The organism is Streptomyces odontomachicola, from assembly GCF_039605595.1.
Classification (GTDB): Bacteria; Actinomycetota; Actinomycetes; order Streptomycetales; family Streptomycetaceae; genus Streptomyces.
In genome coordinates, this window is record NZ_JBCFOK010000022.1 from 77,539 (window position 1) to 98,831 (window position 21,293).

18 protein-coding genes are annotated in these 21,293 nt (G+C 73.6%); 12 read left to right on the plus strand and 6 right to left on the minus strand.

Annotated elements, in window-relative coordinates:
* Positions 1-159 precede the first annotated feature (159 nt).
* Complete coding sequence (locus tag ABEE00_RS31775; protein WP_345749223.1) at positions 160-1,236, plus strand: S1 family peptidase; 1,077 nt, start codon at positions 160-162, stop codon at positions 1,234-1,236.
* A gap of 153 nt (positions 1,237-1,389) precedes the next feature.
* On the opposite strand, the gene ABEE00_RS31780 is transcribed toward ABEE00_RS31775, so the two are convergent.
* Positions 1,390-2,418, minus strand: a complete 1,029-nt coding sequence (locus ABEE00_RS31780; RefSeq protein WP_345749224.1) for an aspartate-semialdehyde dehydrogenase — start codon at positions 2,416-2,418, stop codon at positions 1,390-1,392.
* 268 nt (positions 2,419-2,686) lie between these two features.
* Here ABEE00_RS31780 and ABEE00_RS31785 point away from each other — a divergent pair, with 268 nt between their 5' ends.
* The 6 genes from ABEE00_RS31785 (at position 2,687) to ABEE00_RS31810 (ending at position 11,153) form a co-directional block, all read left to right on the plus strand.
* Complete coding sequence (locus tag ABEE00_RS31785; protein WP_345749225.1) at positions 2,687-3,193, plus strand: GNAT family N-acetyltransferase; 507 nt, start codon at positions 2,687-2,689, stop codon at positions 3,191-3,193.
* Positions 3,194-3,344: 151 nt separating this feature from the next.
* Positions 3,345-4,385, plus strand: coding sequence for an NAD(P)-dependent alcohol dehydrogenase (locus tag ABEE00_RS31790; RefSeq protein ID WP_345749226.1), 1,041 nt, complete (start codon positions 3,345-3,347; stop codon positions 4,383-4,385).
* A 120-nt stretch (positions 4,386-4,505) separates the two neighbouring features.
* The gene (locus tag ABEE00_RS31795) at positions 4,506-6,299 is read left to right on the plus strand and encodes a hypothetical protein (protein WP_345749227.1); all 1,794 of its coding nucleotides are present in this window, start codon (positions 4,506-4,508) and stop codon (positions 6,297-6,299) included.
* A gap of 20 nt (positions 6,300-6,319) precedes the next feature.
* Positions 6,320-6,517 (plus strand): hypothetical protein, encoded by a 198-nt coding sequence (locus tag ABEE00_RS31800; RefSeq protein ID WP_345749228.1) that lies wholly within the window; start codon positions 6,320-6,322, stop codon positions 6,515-6,517.
* 161 nt (positions 6,518-6,678) lie between these two features.
* Entirely contained in the window at positions 6,679-10,140 is a 3,462-nt protein-coding gene (locus ABEE00_RS31805; protein WP_345749229.1) for a DNA polymerase III subunit alpha, read from the plus strand.
* Positions 10,137-11,153, plus strand: coding sequence for a DNA polymerase Y family protein (locus ABEE00_RS31810; protein WP_345749230.1), 1,017 nt, complete (start codon positions 10,137-10,139; stop codon positions 11,151-11,153). Before ABEE00_RS31805 ends, ABEE00_RS31810 begins: the two co-directional genes overlap by 4 nt.
* Before the next feature lie 10 nt (positions 11,154-11,163).
* On the opposite strand, the gene ABEE00_RS31815 is transcribed toward ABEE00_RS31810, so the two are convergent.
* On the minus strand, positions 11,164-12,651 hold the full coding sequence (locus ABEE00_RS31815) for an MFS transporter (protein WP_345749231.1): 1,488 nt from the start codon (positions 12,649-12,651) through the stop codon (positions 11,164-11,166).
* Between the two features lie 213 nt (positions 12,652-12,864).
* On the opposite strand from ABEE00_RS31815, the gene ABEE00_RS31820 reads away from it, so the two are divergent.
* Complete coding sequence (locus ABEE00_RS31820; RefSeq protein ID WP_345749232.1) at positions 12,865-13,794, plus strand: esterase/lipase family protein; 930 nt, start codon at positions 12,865-12,867, stop codon at positions 13,792-13,794.
* Positions 13,795-13,953: 159 nt separating this feature from the next.
* Here ABEE00_RS31820 and ABEE00_RS31825 read toward each other — a convergent pair whose 3' ends face one another.
* From ABEE00_RS31825 to ABEE00_RS31835, 3 genes are all read right to left on the minus strand, one after another.
* Entirely contained in the window at positions 13,954-14,970 is a 1,017-nt protein-coding gene (locus ABEE00_RS31825) for a lytic polysaccharide monooxygenase auxiliary activity family 9 protein (RefSeq protein WP_345749233.1), read from the minus strand.
* A 262-nt stretch (positions 14,971-15,232) separates the two neighbouring features.
* The gene (locus tag ABEE00_RS31830) at positions 15,233-16,429 is read right to left on the minus strand and encodes a MarP family serine protease (RefSeq protein ID WP_345749234.1); all 1,197 of its coding nucleotides are present in this window, start codon (positions 16,427-16,429) and stop codon (positions 15,233-15,235) included.
* A 291-nt stretch (positions 16,430-16,720) separates the two neighbouring features.
* Entirely contained in the window at positions 16,721-17,173 is a 453-nt protein-coding gene (locus tag ABEE00_RS31835) for a MarR family winged helix-turn-helix transcriptional regulator (RefSeq protein ID WP_345749235.1), read from the minus strand.
* 209 nt (positions 17,174-17,382) lie between these two features.
* On the opposite strand from ABEE00_RS31835, the gene ABEE00_RS31840 reads away from it, so the two are divergent.
* The 4 genes from ABEE00_RS31840 to ddaH all read left to right on the plus strand — a co-directional run bounded on the left by ABEE00_RS31840 (position 17,383) and on the right by ddaH (position 20,623).
* Positions 17,383-17,949: a DoxX family protein gene (locus ABEE00_RS31840; protein WP_345749236.1), complete on the plus strand. Its 567-nt coding sequence runs from the start codon at positions 17,383-17,385 to the stop codon at positions 17,947-17,949.
* A gap of 89 nt (positions 17,950-18,038) precedes the next feature.
* Complete coding sequence (locus tag ABEE00_RS31845; RefSeq protein ID WP_451918710.1) at positions 18,039-18,887, plus strand: dioxygenase family protein; 849 nt, start codon at positions 18,039-18,041, stop codon at positions 18,885-18,887.
* 98 nt (positions 18,888-18,985) lie between these two features.
* Complete coding sequence (locus ABEE00_RS31850; RefSeq protein WP_345749237.1) at positions 18,986-19,357, plus strand: GntR family transcriptional regulator; 372 nt, start codon at positions 18,986-18,988, stop codon at positions 19,355-19,357.
* Between the two features lie 465 nt (positions 19,358-19,822).
* Positions 19,823-20,623 (plus strand): dimethylargininase, encoded by an 801-nt coding sequence (ddaH, locus tag ABEE00_RS31855; RefSeq protein WP_345749238.1) that lies wholly within the window; start codon positions 19,823-19,825, stop codon positions 20,621-20,623.
* Here the strand turns inward: ddaH and ABEE00_RS31860 are convergent.
* Positions 20,574-21,158 carry an NADAR family protein gene (locus ABEE00_RS31860; protein ID WP_345749239.1) on the minus strand — a complete coding sequence of 195 codons (585 nt, stop codon included), beginning with the start codon at positions 21,156-21,158 and terminating at the stop codon, positions 20,574-20,576. The genes ddaH and ABEE00_RS31860 overlap by 50 nt on opposite strands.
* Positions 21,159-21,293: the final 135 nt, after the last annotated feature.

A 21,293-nucleotide genomic window follows, 5' to 3' on the forward strand; every position in this document is an offset into this window, starting at 1 on the left:
CGGCCCTTGTGCGCCCACTGCGGTCTCGCAATACTCGGCGACTACAAATTGGCATGGACGCGTCTCCCGCCCAGGTGGGCTGGGAACAACGTAGGTATCCGCACCCCCTCCGGGGCCGTCCCCATGCAGCGGCCCCAACCCCCACTGGAGGTTGACGACTTGAGACACAAGCGCCGTATATCCAAGGGCAAGGCAGCCATAGCCGGTGCCGGAGTCGCCGCCCTCGCCGCGGCCTCCCTCACCTTCTCGCAGGCCAACGCGGCCGAGGAAACCCCCACACTGAAGACGCTCTCGGCGGACTCCGCCTCGCAGTTGGCGTCCAAGATCACCTCGGGCCTCAAGGGCGACGCCGGTTCCTTCTACGACGCCAAGGCCAAGAAGCTTGTCGTGAACGTCACCGACAAGTCGGCCGTTCACAAGATCGAGGCGGCCGGCGCCGAGGCCCGGGTCGTCAAGCACACCCTCGCGCAGCTCGACGCGGCCAAGGACGCGCTGGGCGGCAAGAACCGCACGGTGGGCACCGCGCGCGCCGTCGACCCGAAGACCAACAAGGTCGTCGTCACCGCCGACCGCACGGTCAAGGGCGAGAAGCTGGCCAAGCTGAAGAAGCAGGTCGCCGCCGAGGGCGGCAAGGTCGAACTGAAGCACACGGCGGGCAAGTTCACGACCCGCATCGCGGGCGGCGACGCCATCTGGGGCTCGGGCTCGCGCTGCTCGCTCGGCTTCAACGTGGACGTCGGCGGCAAGCCGGGCTTCATCACCGCCGGGCACTGCACCAACGCGGTGCAGAGCTGGTCCGACAAGCAGGGCGGTCAGGAGATCGCCAAGACGAAGGACGGCAGCTTCCCGGGGAACGACTACGGGCTGGCGATGTACTCGGGCGACACCGAGCACCCCAGCGAGGTCAACCTCTACAACGGCAGCAGCCAGAAGATCTCGGGCGCCGGTGAGGCGACCAAGGGCATGAAGGTCCAGCGCAGCGGCAGCACCACCAAGGTGCACGACGGCACGGTCAAGGCGACCGACGCGTCCGTCGAGTACCAGGAGGGCACCGTCGACGGCCTCATCCAGACCGACGTCTGCGCCGAGCCCGGCGACAGCGGCGGCGCGCTCTTCGCGGGCGACAAGGCGATCGGCCTCACCTCCGGCGGCAGCGGCGACTGCTCGTCCGGCGGCGAGACGTACTTCCAGCCGGTCGGCGAGGCGCTTCAGGCGTTCGGCGCGAAGATCGGCTGACGCGTGACCGGCTGACGCCGGATAAGCCGATGGGCCGGGCCCCTGGGGGCCCGGCCCTTTCGCGTTGGTGCGCTGTGGTCGCCCTGCGCCGGCGGCTGCCGGTTCCGTCCTGCCCGCCCGTTCCGCCCCAGCGGAACGCACGCCCAGAACTTTTTAGGAAAGCTCGGCTGCGACCAGCTCGGCGATCTGGACCGCGTTCAGGGCCGCGCCCTTGCGGAGGTTGTCGTTCGTGAGGAACAGGGAGAGGCCGTTGTCCACGGTATCGTCCTTGCGGATGCGGCCCACGTAGCTCGGGTCCTTGCCCGCCGCCTGGAGCGGGGTCGGGATCGCGGACAGCTCGACGCCCTCGGCGCCCTCCAGTAGCTGCCGCGCGCGCTCCGGGGTGATCTCCCGCTCGAAGCGGGCGTTGACCTGGAGCGAGTGGCCGGTGAAGACCGGGACGCGCACGCAGGTGCCGGAGACCTTCAGCTCCGGGATGTCCAGGATCTTGCGGCTCTCGTTGCGGAGCTTCTGCTCCTCGTCGGTCTCGTCCGAGCCGTCCTCGACGATCCCGCCCGCGAGGGGGAGCACGTTGAACGCGATCGGCCGCTTGAACTTGTTCCCCTCGGGGAAGTCCACGGCCTCGCCGTCGAAGGTCAGCCGCGAGGCGTCCTCGCCGACGGCCTTGACCGCCTGCTCGTTGAGCTCGTCGACGCCGGCGAGACCGCTGCCGGAGACCGCCTGGTAGGTGGAGACGACCAGCGCGGCCAGGCCCGCCTCGTCGTGCAGCGGACGCAGTACGGGCATCGCGGCCATGGTCGTGCAGTTGGGGTTGGCGATGATGCCCTTGGGGCGGCGCTTGGCGGCGTCCGGGTTGACCTCGGAGACGACCAGCGGCACCTCGGGGTCAAGACGCCAGGCCGAGGAGTTGTCGATGACGACCGGGCCCTGCGCTGCGACCTTCTCGGCGAGCGCCTTGGAGGTGGCGCCCCCGGCGGAGAACAGGACGATGTCGAGCCCGGAGTAGTCCGCCTTCTCGGCGTCCTCGACGGTGACCTCGCCGTCCTGCCAGGGCAGCGTGCGCCCGGCGGAGCGGGCGGAGGCGAACAGCCGCAGCTCCTCGACCGGGAACTTCCGCTCGGCCAGAATCTCGCGCATCACTCCGCCGACCTGGCCGGTGGCTCCGACGATCCCGATCTTCATGGGGCTCCTTCAGTTTCCTACGTGTGCTGCGTGGCCGCGGCGCGCGTACGCCGCGTCGTGCCCGGCGCGTAAGAGCGTACGGGGACCCCGCGGGCCGCTCGCCCACGGGGCTTCGCGTCCGCTTCTACCCTGCCTTGTCCGTTCTACGGCGGGCCACTTCTTTGACGTCCGTCACACTCGGTGATCCTGGGGGCTCCCCTCGTACCCCTCCGTACCCCACCCGAAATCCCCTGGGACGCGGCGCGCGCTCCGGCTAGCGTGGCCGCCCATGAGCGAACCGCAGGCGAACACCCGGCAGGAGAGCACCCGCGGCACCGACCCCCTCATCCGCTCCGCGCGGCCAGGGGACTACGAGGCCATCCTCGCGGTGGCCGACGGGTGGTGGGGGCGGCCCGTGAGCGCGCTGCTCAACCGGCTGTACCTGGATCACTTCTGCGGCACCAGCCTGATCGCGGAGGAGCCGGACGAGGAGGGGGACGGGGCGCTCGCCGGGTTCGTGATCGGCTTCCTCTCGCCCGCCAGGCCCGAGCTGGCCTACATCCACTTCACCGGGGTCGCGCCGGCCAGGCGCCGCGACGGGCTGGCCCGGGAGCTGTACGAGCGCTTCTTCGCGCTGGCCAGGGAGGCGGGCCGCACCGAGGTGAAGGCCATCACCTCGCCGTCCAACACGGGGTCGATCGCCTTCCACACCGCGATCGGCTTCAGCGTCTCCGAGCCGGTGCCGGACTACGACGGGCCCGGCCAGGACAGGGTGGTCTTCCACCGCGAGCTGTGAGACCGGAGCCTCGCGGGGGTTCCGCTTGCCCGCCGTGCGCTCCGGGGCGACCGTGACAGAGGGGTCATCGGCGTACGGCCCGAAGTGCGAGGTCCGAAGCCGTGGCCCCCGGTCGGCGGCCCTGTGGCCCGTACGGAGAGGTGGTCCGCGCATGAAGGCCCTGCAGTACCGGGAGCCGGGGGCGTCACCCGAGGTGGTCGAGGTCCCTGATCCCGAACCGGGTCCCGGACAGGTCCTGTTGAAGGTCGACGCGGCCGGGGTCTGCCACTCCGACCAGGCCGTGATGTCGATGCCAGCGGATCAGCTCGGCTTCCCGCTGCCGCTGACCCTCGGCCACGAGGGCGTCGGTACCGTGGCCGCGCTCGGCGACGGGGCGACCGGCCTGGACGTGGGCGAACCCGTCGCGGTCTACGGCCCGTGGGGCTGTGGCATCTGCCCCAAGTGCGCCGAGGGCAAGGAGAACTACTGCCTGCGCGCGAAGGAGCTGGGCATCTTCCCGCCGGGCCTGGGCGCGCCCGGCGCGATCGCCGAGTACCTGATCGTGGACGACGCCCGCCACCTCGTACCGATCGAGGGCCTGGACCCGGTGACCACGGTGCCGCTCACGGACGCGGGGCTCACCCCGTACCACGCCATCAAGCACTCGGTACCCAAGCTGGTGCCGGGCAGTACGGCGGTGGTCATCGGCGCGGGCGGGCTCGGGCACGTCGCCATCCAGCTGCTGCGGGCGCTCACCGCGGCGCGGGTGATCGCGCTCGACGTCGGCGAGGACAAGCTCGCCTTCGCCGCCGAGGTGGGCGCGCACGAGACGGTGCCCTCGGACGAGCACGCGGCCGCGCGGGTACGGGAGCTGACCGGCGGCCGCGGCGCCGAGGCGGTCTTCGACTTCGTCGGCGCCCCGCCGACCACGGCGACCGCAGGGGGCTGTGTGGCGGTCGAGGGAGACGTGCAGGTCATCGGCCTGGGCGGCGGCACGCTGGGGGTCGGCTTCGGCGCCCTCCCGTACGAGGCCTCCGTCTCCTCCCCCTACTGGGGAACCCGCGGCGAGCTGATCGAGGTCCTCGACCTGGCCCGCACCGGCGCCGTCCGGGTCCACGTGGAGACCTACTCCCTGGACGAGGCCCCCCGCGCCTACGAGCGCCTGCACGACGGCAGGATCAGCGGCCGCGCAGTGATCCTCCCCCACTCCTGACCGGTCCCGGCGCGCCCCGCACACAACCCCAACAGGGGCGCGTTCCCCGCCAGTTGACCGCCGTATGCGCCCGGGTGACCATGAGGGCGGCCGGGCGGGACGGGGAGCGAGGGGCGCGGGGTGCGGAGTGGCTGGCGGGGGCGCGGGCCGCTCGTCGCGGCGTGTGCGGCGGCGGTGCTGGCCGCGCTGCCCACGGTGCTGGCGGCGGCGGGCGTCAGGGCGAAGTGGGCGCTGACCGCCGGCACGGTGGTGGCCGCCGTCGCGGGGCTGCTCCTCGCGGTGCTGACGAACGACGTCACCGGCGCCCGGCAGCGGCGCAGGCAGGAGGAGCAGGACGGGGAGCAGATCGCGCGGAGCTGCCTCGGCGCCGACGGCACGCGGCTCCCGCTGGTGGGAGAGATCACCGACCCGGGCAGGCTGGGCGTCCGGAGGGCCTGGGGCGCCGAGGGCCCCGACGCGCTGATGCCTCCCTACGTACGCCGCGAGGAGCACGGCGCTCTCGTACGGGACATCAGGGCGGGCGCGTTCGTACTGCTCGTCGGCACGGAGCTGGCCGGCACCTCGCGCACGGCGTACGAGGCGATGCGGGAGGCGGTGCCCGGGCACGTGCTGATCGCTCCGGACCCCGCGCTGCCGGAGCGGCTGGAGGCCGTGCTCGACCGGGCGGAGCGGGAGCCCGAGTGCGTGCTGTGGCTGGACGGCGCGCGGCGCTTCCTGGGGCCGGGCGGGCTGACACGGGAGCGGGTCGAGGCGCTGCGCAGGGGAGGCCGGCGGCCGATCGTGGCCACCATGCGGACCGGCGACCACACCGCCTGCCTCAGCGGCGGGTCACCCGAGGACCGGGACGGGCGGCAGGCGCTGGACTCGGTGCGCCGGCACACGCTGGAGCGCCACCTGCCCGAGCGGGGCGCATGGGCCCTGCTGGACGGGGAGGAGAACGTGGACCCCCGCGTCGCCGAGGCGCGGCGCGCGGCGGACACCTTCGGGCTCGCCGAGTACCTGACGGCGGGGCCGCTCCAGCACGAGCGCTGGCGCAACGGGTGGGAGAAGGGCGCCAACCCGTGCGGCGCCGCCCTGGTGCGCGCCGCCGTCGACTGCCGCCGCATGGGCCTGGAGCGGCGGCTGCCGCGCGCGCTCCTGGAGCGGATGCGGCACGGCTATCTCGACGGGCACGAGCCGCGGTTGAGGACCGAGCCGCTGGCCGAGGCGTGGGCGTGGGCGCACGAGCAGACCGAGGGTCTCGTCTCGCTGCTGTATCCGGACGAGGGGCCCGTCGAGGTCTTTCCGTATCTGGTGGAGCGGGCGCGGGAGCGGGACCGCAGGGGCCGCCCCACCCCGGACTGGGTGCCGGACCACGCCTGCCTGGCCGTGCTGGAGGACGCCTCGCCCGAGGAGGCGGAGACGCTCGGGGGCCTCGCGTTCCACTATCAGCGGGACGCGGTGGTGCGCCGGGCACTGGAGCGCTCCCTGTCCGTGCGTACGGTCAGGGACGGCCCGCGCGCCGGCGGAACACTGGCCGTCCGCTCCGCCCTCGCCCGGGACTTCCACCGCCGGGAGGAGACGGCGGAGGCCGGGCGGCTGGTGCGCGGCTGGACGCGGGACATGGCCGAGGTGCTGGGGAGCGCCATCCCGAGGCCCTGGCCAGCCGCTATGTGCTGGCGCTCACGCTGTACGAGGAGGGCGCGCGGGAGGAGGGCGTCGCCGAGTGCGCCGCAGCCCATGCCGGGTTCGCCGAGCTGTGGGGCGCCGAGAACCCCACGGTCCGGGACTGCGCCGACGTACTGGAGGCCATGCGGAGCGGTTCTCCCGCGCCGGAGTATGCGGGGCCGTCGCGCCGCGCTGATCCCGGGGCCGCGCGCCGCGTCCTGGAGTCCAGGAGAGCGGAACTGGGCCCGAGGGCCGCCCCCACCCTGACGGCGCAGCTCGCCTACGCGGTGGCGCTCAAGGAGGCCGGGCGGCTCCGCGAGGCCCTCGCCGAGTGCCGGGCCGCCTGGCGGGAGCAGTGCCGGCTGCTGGGCGAACGGCACCCCGAGGCCGCGGCGGGCGCCCTCCTCCTGGAGCAGCTGGAGGAGTCGGCGGGCGAGTCGGAGGGGGAGTCGGAGGGGGAGTCGGCGGAGGGGCACGCGGAGTAGGCCGCCCCCTGGCGTGAAAACGCGCATCCCGTCTCTCCTCGGTCCCATGACCTGGATCGCCCTCGCGTTCGAACGAAAGTTCGATGGCTGGTTTAGGGTGGTGGTGTCACGGGGGTGGGCCAGGCAAGGAGGAGCGGCGAGCGCGACGGGAGGTGCGTGCGGTGGGCGGGTTCGTGCATCTGCACGTGGCCTCGGGTTTCTCGCTGCGGTACGGGGCCTCGCACCCCGAGGTGCTGGCCGAGCGCGCCGCCGCGCGCGGCATGGAGGCGGTCGCGCTGACCGACAGGGACACCCTGGCCGGCGCCGTACGGTTCGCGAAGGCGAGCGCGAAGGCCGGGGTGCGCCCGGTGTACGGGGCCGACCTGGCCGTCGCGCAGCGCCCGGCGGAGCGCAGCGCCGTACGCCGCAGAAGAGCCCCGGTCAGGGGCGGAGCCTTCGTCGACGAGTCGGCGCAGCGTGCCGTGTTCCTGGCCGGGGACGGAGCGCGCGGCTGGGCCCGCCTGTGCGCGCTGGTCACCGCGGCGCACGCGGAACAGCGGGACGGGAGCCCGCTGCTGAACTGGGAGGACGCGGCGGAGCTGAGCGACGGCGCGCTGACCGTGCTGCTCGGCCCCGGGTCCGACGTCGGCCGCGCCCTGGCCGCCGGCCGCCCCGACCGCGCGGCGCGCCTGCTCGGCCAGTGGCGGGAGGCGCACGGGGGAGCCCTGCGCCTGGAGGTGTCGGCGGCGGCGCCCACACGCGAGGCGGCCCGGATGCTCGGGCTCGCCTTCGAGCAGGGGATCACGCCGGTGCTGACCAACGCGGTGCGCTACGCCGACCCGGGTCAGGGCGGGGTCGCCGACGTACTGGATGCCGCGCGCCGCCTCGTACCCATCGATCCGCGCGGGCGACTGGACGGCGGCGAGCGGTGGTTGAAGGGGCCCGGCGCGATGGCCTCGGCGGCGGAGCGGATCGCGGAGGCCGCCGGGTACCGGCGCGGCGCCGCGCACCGGCTGCTCGCGCTGACCGAGGAGACCGCGGCCGGCTGCCGGGTGGACCCGGAGGACGACATCGGCATCGGCGACGTGCACTTCCCCGAACCGCGCCTGGTCGGCGCGGGGCGGCGGACGGCCGCGCGGGTGCTGCGCTCGCAGAGCGCAGCCGGGATGGTGCGGCACCGCTACGACCGCGACCGCAGCCGCTGGGACCGGCTGGCCGAGGAGCTGCGGATCATCGAGGGGCTCGGCTACTCCTCGTACTTCCTCACCGTCGCCCGGGTGGTGGAGGACGCGAAGCGGATGGGCGTGCGGGTCGCGGCGCGCGGCTCCGGCGCCGGCTCCTTCGTCGCGCACCTGCTGGGCATCGCGCAGGCCGACCCGGTCGAACACGGGCTGCTGATGGAGCGGTTCCTCTCGCCGCGCCGCACCGCGCTGCCGGACATCGACATCGACGTGGAGTCGGCCCGCCGCCTCGACGTCTACCGCGCGATCTTCGACCGCTTCGGCGCCGAGCGGGTCGCCACCGTCGCCATGCCGGAGACGTACCGGGTGCGGCACGCCGTACGGGATGTGGGCGCGGCCCTCGGGTGCGACCCCGACGAGGTGGGCCGGCTGGCGAAGGCGTTCCCGCACATCAGGGCGCGGGACGCGCGCTCCGCGATGGCCGAACTGCCCGAATTGCAGGGCGCGTTGGAGGGCCTCGACAAGGACGCGTACGGGGACCGCTTCTGGGATCTGGTGGAGGCGCTGGACGCGCTGCCCCGCGGAATGGCCATGCACCCGTGCGGCGTCCTGCTCTCCGACGCCTCGCTGCTCGCCCGCACGCCCACCGTGCCGACCAGCGGCGAAGGCTTCGCCATGTCGCAGTTCGACAAGGACGACGTGGAGGACCTGGGGCTGCTCAAGCTCGATGTGCTGGGCGTGCGCATGCAGTCCGCGATGGCGCACGCGGTCGCCGAGACCGAACGCGCCGCGGGGGAGCGGATCGACCTGGACGCGGTGATGGAGAACGGCAGCGGCGGCGCCCCGGAGACCTATGCGCTGATCCGCTCCGCCGAGACCCTCGGCTGCTTCCAGATCGAATCGCCTGGTCAGCGCGACCTGATCGGGCGGCTCCAGCCGGAGAACTTCCACGACCTGGTCGTGGACATCTCGCTGTTCCGCCCCGGGCCCGTGGTCGCCGACATGGTGAAGCCGTTCATCGAGAAGCGGCACGGCCGCCGCGCCCCCAGCTACCCGCACCCCGACCTGGAGCCTGTGCTGCGCGAGACGCACGGCGTGGTCGTCTTCCACGAGCAGATCATCGGGATCGTCTCGGTCATGACCGGCTGCGACCGCGCGATGGCCGACGAGGCGCGGCGCGCGCTGTCGGACCCGGAGCGGCTGGGGCGGGTGCGCGCGTGGTTCGGCCAGGAGGCGGAGCGGCGCGGGTACGGGGCCGAAGTGGTCGCGCGCACATGGGAGATCGTGGAGGCCTTCGGCTCGTACGGCTTCTGCAAGGCGCACGCGGTGGCCTTCGCGGTGCCCACGTACCAGTCGGCCTGGCTGAAGGCGCACCATCCCGCCGCCTTCTACGCGGGGGTGCTGGAACACGATCCCGGCATGTACCCCAAGCGGCTGCTCCTCGCGGACGCCCGGCGGCGCGGCGTACCGGTGCTGCCGCTGGACGTGAACCGGTCCGACACGTCCTATCGAATCGAACTGGAGTCTGAATCAGGGACGTGGGGCCTGCGGCTGGCGCTGGCCGAGGTGCAGGGCATCAGCGAGGCGGACGCGGCGCGCATCGCGGCGGGCCGCCCGTACGCCTCGCTCTCCGACCTGTGGCAGCGGGCGCGTCCGCCCCGTCCGGTCGCCGAAAACCTGGCGCGTACCGGCGCGTTGGACGCCTTCGCGCCCGGCGGCAACCGCCGTGACCTGCTGCTGCACATCGCCGAGCTGCATCGCGCGGGGCGCGGGAGCGGCGCGGTCGAGGGGCAGTTGGCGCTCGGGGAGGAAGCGGCCCATGAGCAGCGGGAGGAGCCTGCCGGGCTGCCCGACATGGACGGCGACGAGCGGCTCGGCGCCGAGCTCGGCGTGCTCGGCATGGACGCGTCCCGGCATCTGATGGCCGATCACACCGCGTTCCTGCGGGAGTTGGGCGCCTACCGCGCGAAGCGGCTGCGGGACGCCGAACACGGGGAGACGGTGCTGGTCGCGGGCGCGAAGGTGGCCACGCAGACCCCGCCGATCCGGTCCGGGCGGCGGGTCATCTTCACCACCCTCGACGACGGCACGGGACTGGTGGACCTCGCCTTCTTCGACGACTCCCATGCGGCCTGCGCGCACACCGTCTTCCACTCCTGGCTGCTGCTCGTGCGCGGCACCGTCCAGCGGCGCGGGCCGCGCAGTTTCAGCGTGGTCGGCGAGGCGGCCTGGGACCTGGCCGAACTCGTCCGCGTCCGCCGCGAGGGCGGCCTCGACGCGGTGGCCGAACGGCTCGCCTCGCCCGCCGTCCCGCAGGGCGAAGGCGCCCCGGACCGCACAGTCGAGGTCGCGAACGGCTACGCGATGCACCCCTGGGCCGACCTGCGCCCGGCGGGGGAGTCGGCCGCATCGCCGCAGGCCGTACGGAAGCTGTGGCACTCCAGCCCGGGGAGCGCGGGATGAGCGGTACGGAGGAGACGGGCGGCGCGGAGGACGAGTTGGGCGTTCTGTACGTGCACTTCGGCAGCCGTACGGAAGAAGAGCACGCGGCGCTGCTCGCGCTCCTCGCCGGGTTCACGCCCGCGGTGCAGGCGCTGCCGCCCGACGCGGCGTACGCCGATGTGCGCGGAGCGCTGCGGTACTTCGGCTGCGGCGCCGAGGAACTGGCCCGGCTCGTGCGCTGCCGTGTCCTCGCACACCGCGGCACCGACTGCACCGTCGGCGTCGCCGCGAACCGGCAGCTCGCGCGCATGGCAGCGCAGGCGGGGCCGCCCGGCGGGGTGCGGGCGGTGCGGCCCGAGGACACCGCGGCCTTCCTCGCCCGGCGTCCGGCCGCCGCGCTGGACGGCGTCGGCCAGGCGACCGCCCGCACCCTGTGCGCGTACGGCCTGGACACCGTCGGCCGCATCGCGGAGACCCCGCCCGGAACGCTGCAGCGCATCCTCGGCGTACGGGCCGGGCGGCGGATGTACGAGCGGGCGCGGGGCGTGGACCCGGTGCCCGTGACGCCCAGCGCGCCGGCGCGCTCGGCCAGCGCCGAGTACCGCTTCGGCCACGACGAGCTCGACCGCGAACGGCGGCGCCGCGCGCTGCTCACCCTCGCCGACGAGCTGGGGTACGGCATGCGCGAGGACGGGACGGTGGCGCGCGCGGTGACCCTCACCGTGCGCTACGCGGGCCGGGACCGCGACGACTCCACCACGCGCACCCGCACGCTGCCCGAACCCACCTCGCACACCCCTGACCTGGCCGCCGCCGCGTACGCGCTGCACGAGGCGCTCGGGCTCCAGCGGGCCCGGGTGCGGTCGGTCGCGCTGCGCGCCGAGCAGCTCGGCCCGGCCGAACACGCCGTACGCCAGCTCTCGTTCGACCCCCGGGCGGAGAAGTCCCGCCGCGCGGAGGAGGCGGCGGATCGGGCCCGCCGCCGGTTCGGGGCGTCGGCCGTGGGGCCAGCGGGTCTCTTGGACGCGGCATGAACCTCGGTGGCTAACCCACTGTTTGCGCGGGTGCCCGGCCCCGTACGGGCAGGAGAACGAGCAGGCCCGCCGCGACGATCGCCGCGTCGAGCCAGACCGCCGCCTCCCAGCCGCCGGTGCTGTCGCGGAGGGCGCCGCTGACGGCGGGGGAGAGTACGGCGCCCATCTCGCCGATGAGGTTCTGCATGCCGAACGCCGAGCCGCGCAGGCGCGGTTGGGCGAGGTCGGCGAGCAGCGCGTGCCCGATGGGCTGGAGCGCGTTGAAGAACAGGCTCGCGCTGAACAGCAGCAGCCCCATCACCCACAGCGAGGGCTTGCCGGCCGCGCTGAGGTAGAGCGCGAACGCCACGGTAAGCACGGCCTGTACGGCGGTGAACGACAGCAGCATCGGCTTGCGGCTCCAGCCGCGCCGTACCGCGTAGTCCGAGAGCCAGCCGCCGGCGGGGAAGCCGAGGATGCCGGCGCCCGCGTTGAAGCCCGCGGTCAGCGCGGCGGAGGCGAAGGAGGAGTGCGCGGCGCCCGCGACGATCGCGACCGACCAGAAGGAGAAGAACCACAGGTTCCAGAGGATCGCGATGTACGCGAGATAGATGCAGACCAGCGAGCGGTTCCGCAGTACGGGGCCGAGCTCCTCGCCCTTGCGCAGCAGCGCGAACAGCACGAGCCCCACCGCGAGCACGCACTCCAGCACCGCGATCCACAGCCCCGAGAGGCCCGCCTCGTCGCCGAGCCAGCGCACGCCCATGATCAGGGCGAGCGAGATCCCCGAGTAGAGCGCCAGGTGCGCGGTGGCCCTGCCGAACCGGCGCGGGCTCAGGTGGGACCGGAAGTACCAGGCCAGCGCCCCGGTGACGAGCAGCGTCGCGAGGCCCAGCACCCAGAACGCCATCCGCCACGCCTCGACGTCGTCCGGCATCAGCAGCTTGCCGAGCCCGATGAAGTGCGGGGTGAAGACGATGGCGATCGTGATGCCGAGGGCGAGCCCCGTGATGACGACCCCGAGCCCGAGGCTGCGGTGCCGCTCGGGGGTGTCGGCGGCGATGACGGTGCGGTCGTTGGAGTAGTACGCGCCCTCGCCGAGCCCCGTGACGACCCGGACCACGATGAAGGCGGTCAGGCCGCCCACGAACCCGGTGAGCAGCGTGGCCACTCCGGCCCACAGCAGGCTGACCACGATGAGGGTGCGGTGCCCGTAGCGGTCGCCGAGGTAGCCGCCGGGGAACTGGGTGAGCATGTAGCCCGCGAAGAACAGCCCGCCCACCAGGCCGCCCAGCGCGTGCGGGTTGGGCTCGTCGGCGAGGAAGCCCACGCCGTTGTCGATCATCCAGGTCACCACGGGGCCCGTGACGGCGCGGTCGGCCGCGCTCACGGTCCAGCCGAGCAGCAGGAGGAGCCACAGGGTGTGCCACGGCCTGATGCGGCGGCCCGGTGTGGCGGGGGATGCGGGCGGCGGGCCGGATTCCGGCCCCGTACGGTCGGCGCGGCGAGCGGGTCGCATCCGGCCCTCCAAGTGTCCGCAGGACGGGTGCGCCGACTGTAAGGGGCGCCGCACGCCACGGGGAACACGCGCGCATCCCCTCCCGTCCCCCTCACCCGGGTGAACACCGAACCTTCACGTGCACGCCGCTGGAAACCCTCCTTACCCGCCCGTAAGTTGACGGAAATTCAATTGGCGTCATCCGTCCTCTCAGAGTCGCGAGGAGGCCGCAGCATGCAGCGTTCGGGAAAGCGCGCTAGATCTGTGCTGGTCACAGTGGTGAGCGCCGGGGTGGTGCTCACCGCCGCGCCCGCCGCGCCGGCCGGTGCGGAACCGGTGCCGACGGGGTCCGCGAAGACGGTCAAGTCCGCGAAGACGGCCCTGCCTGCGAAGGTGGTCAAGGCCGCGCCGGGCAAGGGCGGTTGGAACGACTATTCGTGCAGACCCTCCGCCGCACACCCCCGCCCCGTCGTGCTGGTGCACGGCACCGGCGGCAACAGCGTCGACAACTGGCTCGGCCTCGCCCCGTACCTGGTCAAGCGCGGATACTGCGTCTTCTCGCTGGACTACGGGCAGTGGAGGGGCATACCGCTCATCCACGGGCTCGGGCCCGTCGAGAAGTCCGCGGGTCAGCTCGACGCCTTCGTCGACAAGGTGCTGGCGGCCACCGGCGCCCCGAAAGCCGATCTCGTCGGGCACTCACAGGGCGGCATGATGCCGCGCTACTACCTCAAGTACCTGGGCGGAGCCGCCCATGTGAACACCCTCGTCGGCATCGCGCCCAGCAATCACGGAAGCACTCTCTCCGGCCTCGGGAAGCTCGCCGACAAGTACCCGCCCATCGGCGACGCCGTACGCGGCTTCGCGCCCGCCGCCATGCAGCAGAGGAAGGGGTCGGCCTTCCTCCAGCGCCTCAACGAGGGCGGGGACACGGTGCCGGGCGTGAAGTACACCGTGATCGCCACCAAGTACGACGAGGTGGTCACCCCGTACAAGTCGCAGTTCCTGCACGGCCCGGACGTGAAGAACGTGCTGCTCCAGGACCTGTGCCCGGCGAACATCTCCGAGCACCTGGCCATCGGCCTCGCCGACCGCATGGCCTTCCACGAAACGGCCAACGCGCTCGACCCGGCCAACGCGAGGCCGACTACGTGCAGTTCGTGACACGGGCCGCGACACGCGACTGACCGGGACATGGCGACGCCGCCACCCCTGGAGGTGCTGTGTTTTCCGGGGGCAACCCCCGGACCCCCGGCCGACACACGGCGACGCCGCCACCCCCGGAGGTGAAGGGAACAGGGGTGGCGGCGCCGGGCCTTGGGGTCAGGCGCGGTGGCGGTTGCCCGTCGCGCGGCGGCGCACCGTGCCGAAGAGCACCGCCGAGCCGAGCGCCAGCGCTGCCGCGCCGCCGATGGCCAGGGTGCCGGTGCCGTCGTCCTCGCCGCCGCCGGTGTGCGCCAGCTTCGCCGCGCCGCCGTTCGGCTTCGCGCCGCCCTGCGCCGAGGTGTCCTGCGCCGCGTGGCCCTCGTGCTGCTGCGCCGAACCGTCCGCGTACTCCGTGCCGTTGTGGCCCCGGTGGTCGGCGCCGTGGCCGCTGTGGTCCACGGTGGACTTCGCCTCGCCCGCGCTGATCTGCCGGTCGTCGGGTGCGGCGGGGGCCGAACCCTCGCTGCCGGTCGCGGATTTGGCACCGGCACCTCCGGCCTTACCGCCGAAGGTCACGTCGGAGCAGCTGTAGAACGCCTCCGGGCTGTCCGAACGCTGCCACACCGCGTAGATCAGGTGCCGCCCCGACTTCTTCGGCACGGTGCCGGACAGCGTGTAACTCCCGTTCTTCACCTGCGGGTCCTTGACCGTGGCGAACGGCTTGGACTCCAGGTCCGCCCACTTGAGCGGCTTCGACGCGTCGTAACCGTCCTTGGTGATGTACAGGTCGAAGGTGCCCTTGTGCGGGGCGGTGGCCTTGTACTGGAAGGCGTGCTTCCCCGCGGTCATCTTCGTCGCGGGCCAGTCCTTGCGCGGCAGGTCGAGGCCCTTGTACTTGTCGCGGCCCGCGCTGCACAGCTTGCCGTCCGGGATGATCTGGCGGTGCTTGCCCGCCGCGTCCGGGATGTTGACCTCGTTCCAGTCGTAGAACGCCTGCGGCCCGCTGGCCTGCACCGCCGCCTTGCAGGCCGCGGACTTCGGGCTCTCCGGGCCCTCGGCGAAGCAGGTGGAGACCCGGCTGACCGGGTCCTCCATGGAGCCGTGCGCTGCGGCCGGGCCCGCGGCCAGCACGCTGAGTGCGAGCGGCGCGATGCCGAGGGCTGCGGCGCTTGCGGCCTTCCGGCGAACGGTCATGGTTGCGGTCTCCTCACGCTGGGGGCCGGTCCCGCGTGGTACGCGGTCCCGCCTGGCGACCAGCACGTTAGACAGCAACGGCCCGCTTTTTGAGCCCGATTGGGGCTGCGCGACGATCGTTATGCCGCGCTTAAGGGGCGGCTCACGACCGATTAAGTACGTGCTTCGCGGGGCTCCGCCCCGGGGCCCCGTTGGGTGCGTGGATGGGCGGGGCGGTGACCGGCGGTCAAAGCTCCAAAGGAACCACAACGCGCGCCCACGCTTAAAGCGCGGCCCTGTCCCCCGTGTCCACCCTCTCCGTCGCGTTGGACGCTCGGGCGGCCTGTTGGCGGACCTGGTCTGTGGTGAGGGCGTAGCCCGTCGCGTCCTCGCTGGTGGAGCGGGCGAAGATGACGCCGGCGACGCGGCCGTCGGTGGTCAGCAGGGGACCGCCGGAGTTGCCCGGACGCACCGTGGCGCGCAGCGAATATATGTCGCGGGTGCTCAGGCTGCTGCCGTAGATGTCCTGGCCGCGCGCGTTGACCCGCTCGGCGACGGTGGCCGCGCGCAGGTCGAGGCCGCCGTTCTCGGGGTAGCCGGCGACCACTCCGGGGTCGCCGCGCCGCGCGTCGCCCGCGAAGTCCAGCGAGGGCGCGTCGAGTCCGGGCACGTCGAGCACCGCCACATCCGTACCGGGGTCGAAGAGGACCACCTTGGCCTCCCTCCGCTCGCCGGTGCCGCCGACTCGCACGGTGGGGTCGTCGACGCCCGCGACCACGTGCGCGTTGGTCATCACGTGGTCGTCGGAGTAGACGAAGCCACTGCCTTCCTGCCCCTGCTGGCGCCCGTCGACGTTGGCTATGCCCTCGACCTTCACGGTGCTGCGCTGCGCCGCGCGGGTGGCGGCCGGCGTGACCGAGTCGCCGGACGGCTTGGCGACCGCGGTGCCCGGCTCGTGCTCGAAGGGGTTGAAGACGGGCGGGAACCCGGCCGTCGTCAGCGCGCCCGTGGCCCTGTTGAACCAGGTCGCCGCCTGGTCGGGCAGCCGGTCGTGCACCGTGCCGAGGACCGAGGACGTGCGGATCGCCTGATTGAGCTGGGGAGAGGGCGAGGACGCCAGGGCGCTCGCCGCCATCCAGCCGACGACCAGCACCGCGACCCCGTTCACCACCGCGCCGCCGATGCCGTCGGCCCAGCGCACCGGCGCCCAGCGCAGCGCCTCGCGGGCCCGTGCGCCGAGCGGCCCGGTGACCGCCTGCCCCGCGGCCGCGGGTATCAGCACGGTGAGCAGCGCGACGACGGTCGCCGCCGTGGTGCCCTCGTCGACATACTGCAGGGCGAAGGGGAGCAGCCAGACGCCCAGCACCGCGCCCCCGACGAAGCCGGCCAGCGAGCACAGCCCGGCGACGAGCCCGCGCTGATAGCCGGACACGGCGAAGACGAGCACCGCGAGCAGCAGGAGCACATCCAGAAGGTTCACCGCACTCCCCTTTCGCTGCCGTTGCCTGTTCTCTCCGCAGGTGTCCGTCCGCCGGTGTCCGTGGGCGGCCCGGTCGGAAAACGCCGCTCGGAGGACAGAACGCCGGAGAACGCCTGCCCGGTTCCACATGTGACGGAGCGCATGCATGCGTACCCACCTGAGTCCATGCCTCCGGGGCGCCCCTTAGGGGTCGGGACCCACCCCGTACGCACCCCGTACGCACCCCGTACGCAGGCCCCGTACACGACCCGTACGCGCCGCGCCCCCAAGCTCCAGAGCCGCGGATCGTCGCTATCGCAACCGTCGTCCCACGCGTCCCAGCGCCTCGGCGAGCACGCCCAGCTCCTCGGGTTCGAGCACGTCGATCAGGGCGTGGCGGACCGTGGCCACATGGCCGGGCGCCGCCTTGTCCAGCACCCGCCGCCCCTCGTCGGTGATCGCCGCGATCACGCCCCGCACATCGTCCGGGCACGACTTGCGCCGTACCAGTCCGCGCTTCTCCAACTGGCCGACCTGATAGGTCAGACCGCTCTTCGAAGTGATCAGCAGGGCGGCCAGCTCCGTCATCCGGGCCTCGCCGCAGGGCGAGTCCGCCAGCCGTACCAGCACCTCGTACTGCGGGTGCGACAGCCCCGCCTCCTCCTTGAGCTGCTGCTCAAGTCTGCGGCCGACCCGGTTGCTGGCCTCGAGGAATCCCTCCCAGGCCGCCATCTCCCGATCGTCCAGCCACCGGCTCTCCGTCATGCCGCCATATTACGCAAGGTTGTTCAAATTCAAACCTTCGGCTAGGCTCAAGCTCTGGTTCGAATTTGAACAATGGCGAACAAAAACGGACCGCAGGTGCCTGATCACCGCACACGTCCCCGTAGCGGCGTTCGCATCTGCCAAGCGCGCAGCACGGCGCGCACCCCCACAAGCACGCCCAACCCCCTACGACGTTGGAGGCTCCGCTCATGTCGTCCCCCCGCGCCACTCTCGACTCACCCATCTCCGCCGACCAGGCACGCCCGGCAGGACCCGCGCCCGCTGCCTCGGCGCACGCGTACGACGTCGGCCTGCTGGTGCTCCGCGTCGTGCTCGGACTGACCATCGCGGCGCACGGTGCGCAGAAGCTGTTCGGCTGGTTCGGCGGCGGTGGTCTGGAGGGCACAGGCAAGGCGTTCGCCGGGATGGGATACCCGGCGGGGAAGGCGATGGCGACCGTCGCCGGGCTGACCGAGACCTTCGGCGGGCTCGGCCTGGTGATCGGGCTGCTCACGCCGCTGGCTGGCGCCGCCGTGCTCGGCACCATGATCAACGCCGTCTCGGTGACCGCGAGCGGCGGCTGGTTCGCGCCCGAGGGCGTGGAGTTCGCCGTGCTGATCGCCGCCGGCGCCGCGGCGCTCGCCCTGACCGGGCCCGGCAGGTACGCCGTCGACCGGATCCTCCCGGTGCTCCGCTCGCACCGCCTCGTCTACGGCGCCGCCGCCCTGGTGCTCAGCGCCGTACTCGCCGCGGGCACCCTCCTCATCCGCAACTGAGCTCCGCGACCGAGCAGGACCGGAACGTCCGGGCGGCCCCGCACCACGGGGCCGCCCGCCCCGGCCCCCGGCAGAGAGGTCCAACGGCCATGACCGACACCCCCGTTCCGGCGCCCGGCCCCGTCGAGGCGCCGGGCCCCTCCGCGGCCCGGATGCCCGTCCTCTATCTGAGCCACGGCGCCCCGCCGCTCGCCGACGACGCGCTGTGGACGTCGCAGCTCGCCGCCTGGTCACGGGAGCTCCCGCGGCCCCGCGCTGTGCTGATGATCTCGGCGCACTGGGAGTCGGCGCCGGTGACCCTCGGGGCGACCGAGACCGTTCCGCTGGTCTACGACTTCTGGGGCTTCCCGGAGTGCTACTACGGGGTGCGGTACGAGGCGCCGGGCGCCCCCGCGCTCGCCACCCGCGTACGGCAGCTCCTCTCCGGACCCGGCGGCCGGGCCGCCGCGGGCTCCGGGGTGCGGGAGGCGCCGGAGCGCGGGCTCGACCACGGCGCGTACGTACCGCTGGTCGAGATGTATCCGGACGCCGACGTGCCGGTGCTCCAGATGTCCATGCCGACCCTCGACCCCGGGCGGCTGCTGGACCTGGGCCGCAGGCTCGCGCCGCTGCGCGACGAGGGGTACCTGATCGTCGGCAGCGGCTTCTTCACCCACAACCTCGACGGCATGACCCCCGGTACGGGCCCGGCCGAGGCGCCGAACTGGTCGCGGGAGTTCGACCACTGGGGCCGCGAGGCGCTGGAGCGGCAGGACGTGGACGCGCTGCTGGACTTCACCCACCGGGCGCCCGGCGGCGGGTACGCGCACCCGCGCAGCGAACACTTCGCCCCGCTCTTCGTCGCCCTCGGCGCGGGCGAGGCGGACCTGGCGGGCCAGCGCACGGTGATCGACGGCTTCTGGTGGGGCCTGGCCAAGCGCTCGCTCCAGCTCGGCTGAGCGACGGCCGAGCGACGGCCGAGCGACGGCCGAGCGGAGGCCGACCCGCGATCGGGCCGCGCCGGACTCCGCGCGTGCCCGGGGTGGACAATGGGCGCGTGACCTTGAAGATCCGTATCGACACGGCCGATCAGGACGCGCCCTACGAGCAGCTGCGCGCGCAGATCTCCGGGCAGGCGCGCTCCGGCGCCCTGCCCGTCGGCTACAAGCTGCCCACCGTGCGCGGCCTCGCCGAGGAGCTGGGGCTCGCCGCGAACACCGTGGCCAAGGCGTACCGCGCGCTGGAGTCCGACGGCGTGATCGAGACCCGCGGCCGGCGCGGCACCTTCGTGGCGGCAGCCGAGGACGCCGCGTCCCGCGAGGCAGCCGAGGCCGCGCAGTCCTACGCGCAGCGCGCACACCGCCTCGGCCTCGACGAGACCGCGGCGCGCGCCGCGGTCGAGGAGGCCCTGCGCGCCACCTACGGCTGACCCCACGCCGGGCCACCTGCGCCCCACGGCCTACCTGCCCCCGCGCCGGTCCGCCCGCGCCGCACGGCCCACGGTCCAAGGCCGACCCCGCGCCGCACGGCCTACGGCCGACCCCGCGCCGGTCCGCGCGCCGCGCGGCTGACCCGCGCACACCGCCCACGCCGCGCGGCCCGAGGCCGACCGCGCCCGCGCCGCACGGCCGACCCGCGCACACCGCCCACGCCGCGCGGCCCGAGGCCGACCGCGCCCGAGCCGCGCGGCCCACGGCCGACCCCGCCGGGCCACCCGCGCCGCGCAGCCCACGGTCCAAGGCCGACACGCACTGTCGACCCGCGCCCAGCCGCTCCGCGACCCCCCGCCTCCCCACGCCACCCCGCCCGCGCGGGCACGCGCACCCGCACGGGCGACCCGCTCGCACACAGCACCGCCGGTTCGCCGCGGCGGGACGCGGGAACGCTTCAGCGCATGTCACCGCACGCACTGCGCCGCCACACCGCCCTCGTACGCCGCCCGGGTCCCCGCCTCGCCGAGGGTCTTGTGACCCATGTCGACCGCAAGCCGGTGGACGTGGCGCTGGCGGTGCGCCAGTGGGAGGAGTACGTGGCGGCACTGCGCACGCACGGCTGGGAGACCGCCGAGGCGCCGTCGGCCGAGGAGTGCCCCGACGCCGTCTTCGTCGAGGACACCGCGGTGGTCTTCCGCGGCACCGCGCTGCTGACCCGCCCCGGTGCCGCGTCCCGGCGGGCCGAGACCGCGGGCTCCGAGGCCGCGCTCGCCGGGCTCGGCTACACGCTCCGGCACATCGAGGCCCCCGGCACCCTGGACGGCGGCGACGTACTCAAGGTCGGCGACACCGTCTACGTGGGCCGCGGCGGGCGCACCAACGCCGAGGGCCTGCGCCAACTCCGCGGCGCCTTCGAGCCCTTGGGCGCCCGCGTCATCGGCGTACCTGTCAGCTCCGTACTGCACCTCAAGTCTGCCGTCACCGCGCTGCCCGACGGCACCGTCATCGGCCACCCCTCACTGACCGACCACCCCTCTCTCTTCCCGCACTTCCTGCCCGTGCCCGAGGAGCGCGGCGCGCACGTCGTGCAGCTCGGCGGCAGCGCCCTGCTGATGGCGGCCGGGGCACCGCGCACCGAGGAGCTGCTCAGGGGGCTCGGCTACGACCCGGTGCCGGTGGACATCGGGGAGTTCGAAAAGCTGGAGGGCTGCGTCACCTGCCTGTCCGTGCGGCTGCGCCCGGTGGGACCGCGAAGCGGCTGAGCAGCCGCTTCCGCGCCTCCATCAGCGCGAAGCCGAGCAGATTGAGGCCCTGCCAGCGGGCCGGGTCGTGTGCCGCCTCGTCGTCGGACGCCAGCCCGATGCCCCATATCCGATCCAGCGGGCTGGCCTCGACCAGCACGCGGTCGCCTGTGCCGAGCAGGAACTCGCGCAGCTCCGTGTGCTGGTCGAACTTGTGGGTGCTGCCCTCCACCACCAGCTCGAACCGCTCCCGCTCCCACACCGCCTCGTCGAAGCCGCGCACCATGCGCCCCTCCGTCTTGGCCTGCCCGGGGTGACGGGCCGCCAGCGCACGGCGCTCCGCCTCCGCGTCGCCGAACAGCCGGGCCTTGCCGGCCATCATCCAGTGCTCTGCCGTGGCGTACTCCACCCCCTCGACGGTGAACGGGGCGTGCCACCACTGGCTCAGGCAGCCCCTGCCCGCGCTGCCGTCCCGCAGCGGGCGGTGGCCCCAGAAGCAGAGGTAGGAGAAGCGCTCGCCGCGTGCGGTGCGCTCGGTCAGTTCGGCGACATCCATTCCCGGATTGTGGCAGCGGGCACTGACAACGCTCGATCCATTTACGTTCGCCGCCCCGCCACCGACTCGCCGCCGCCGCACCGCTCCGACGCCGGTCCGCGGCTTCGCCGCCCCACGGGACCCGCCGCCCCACGA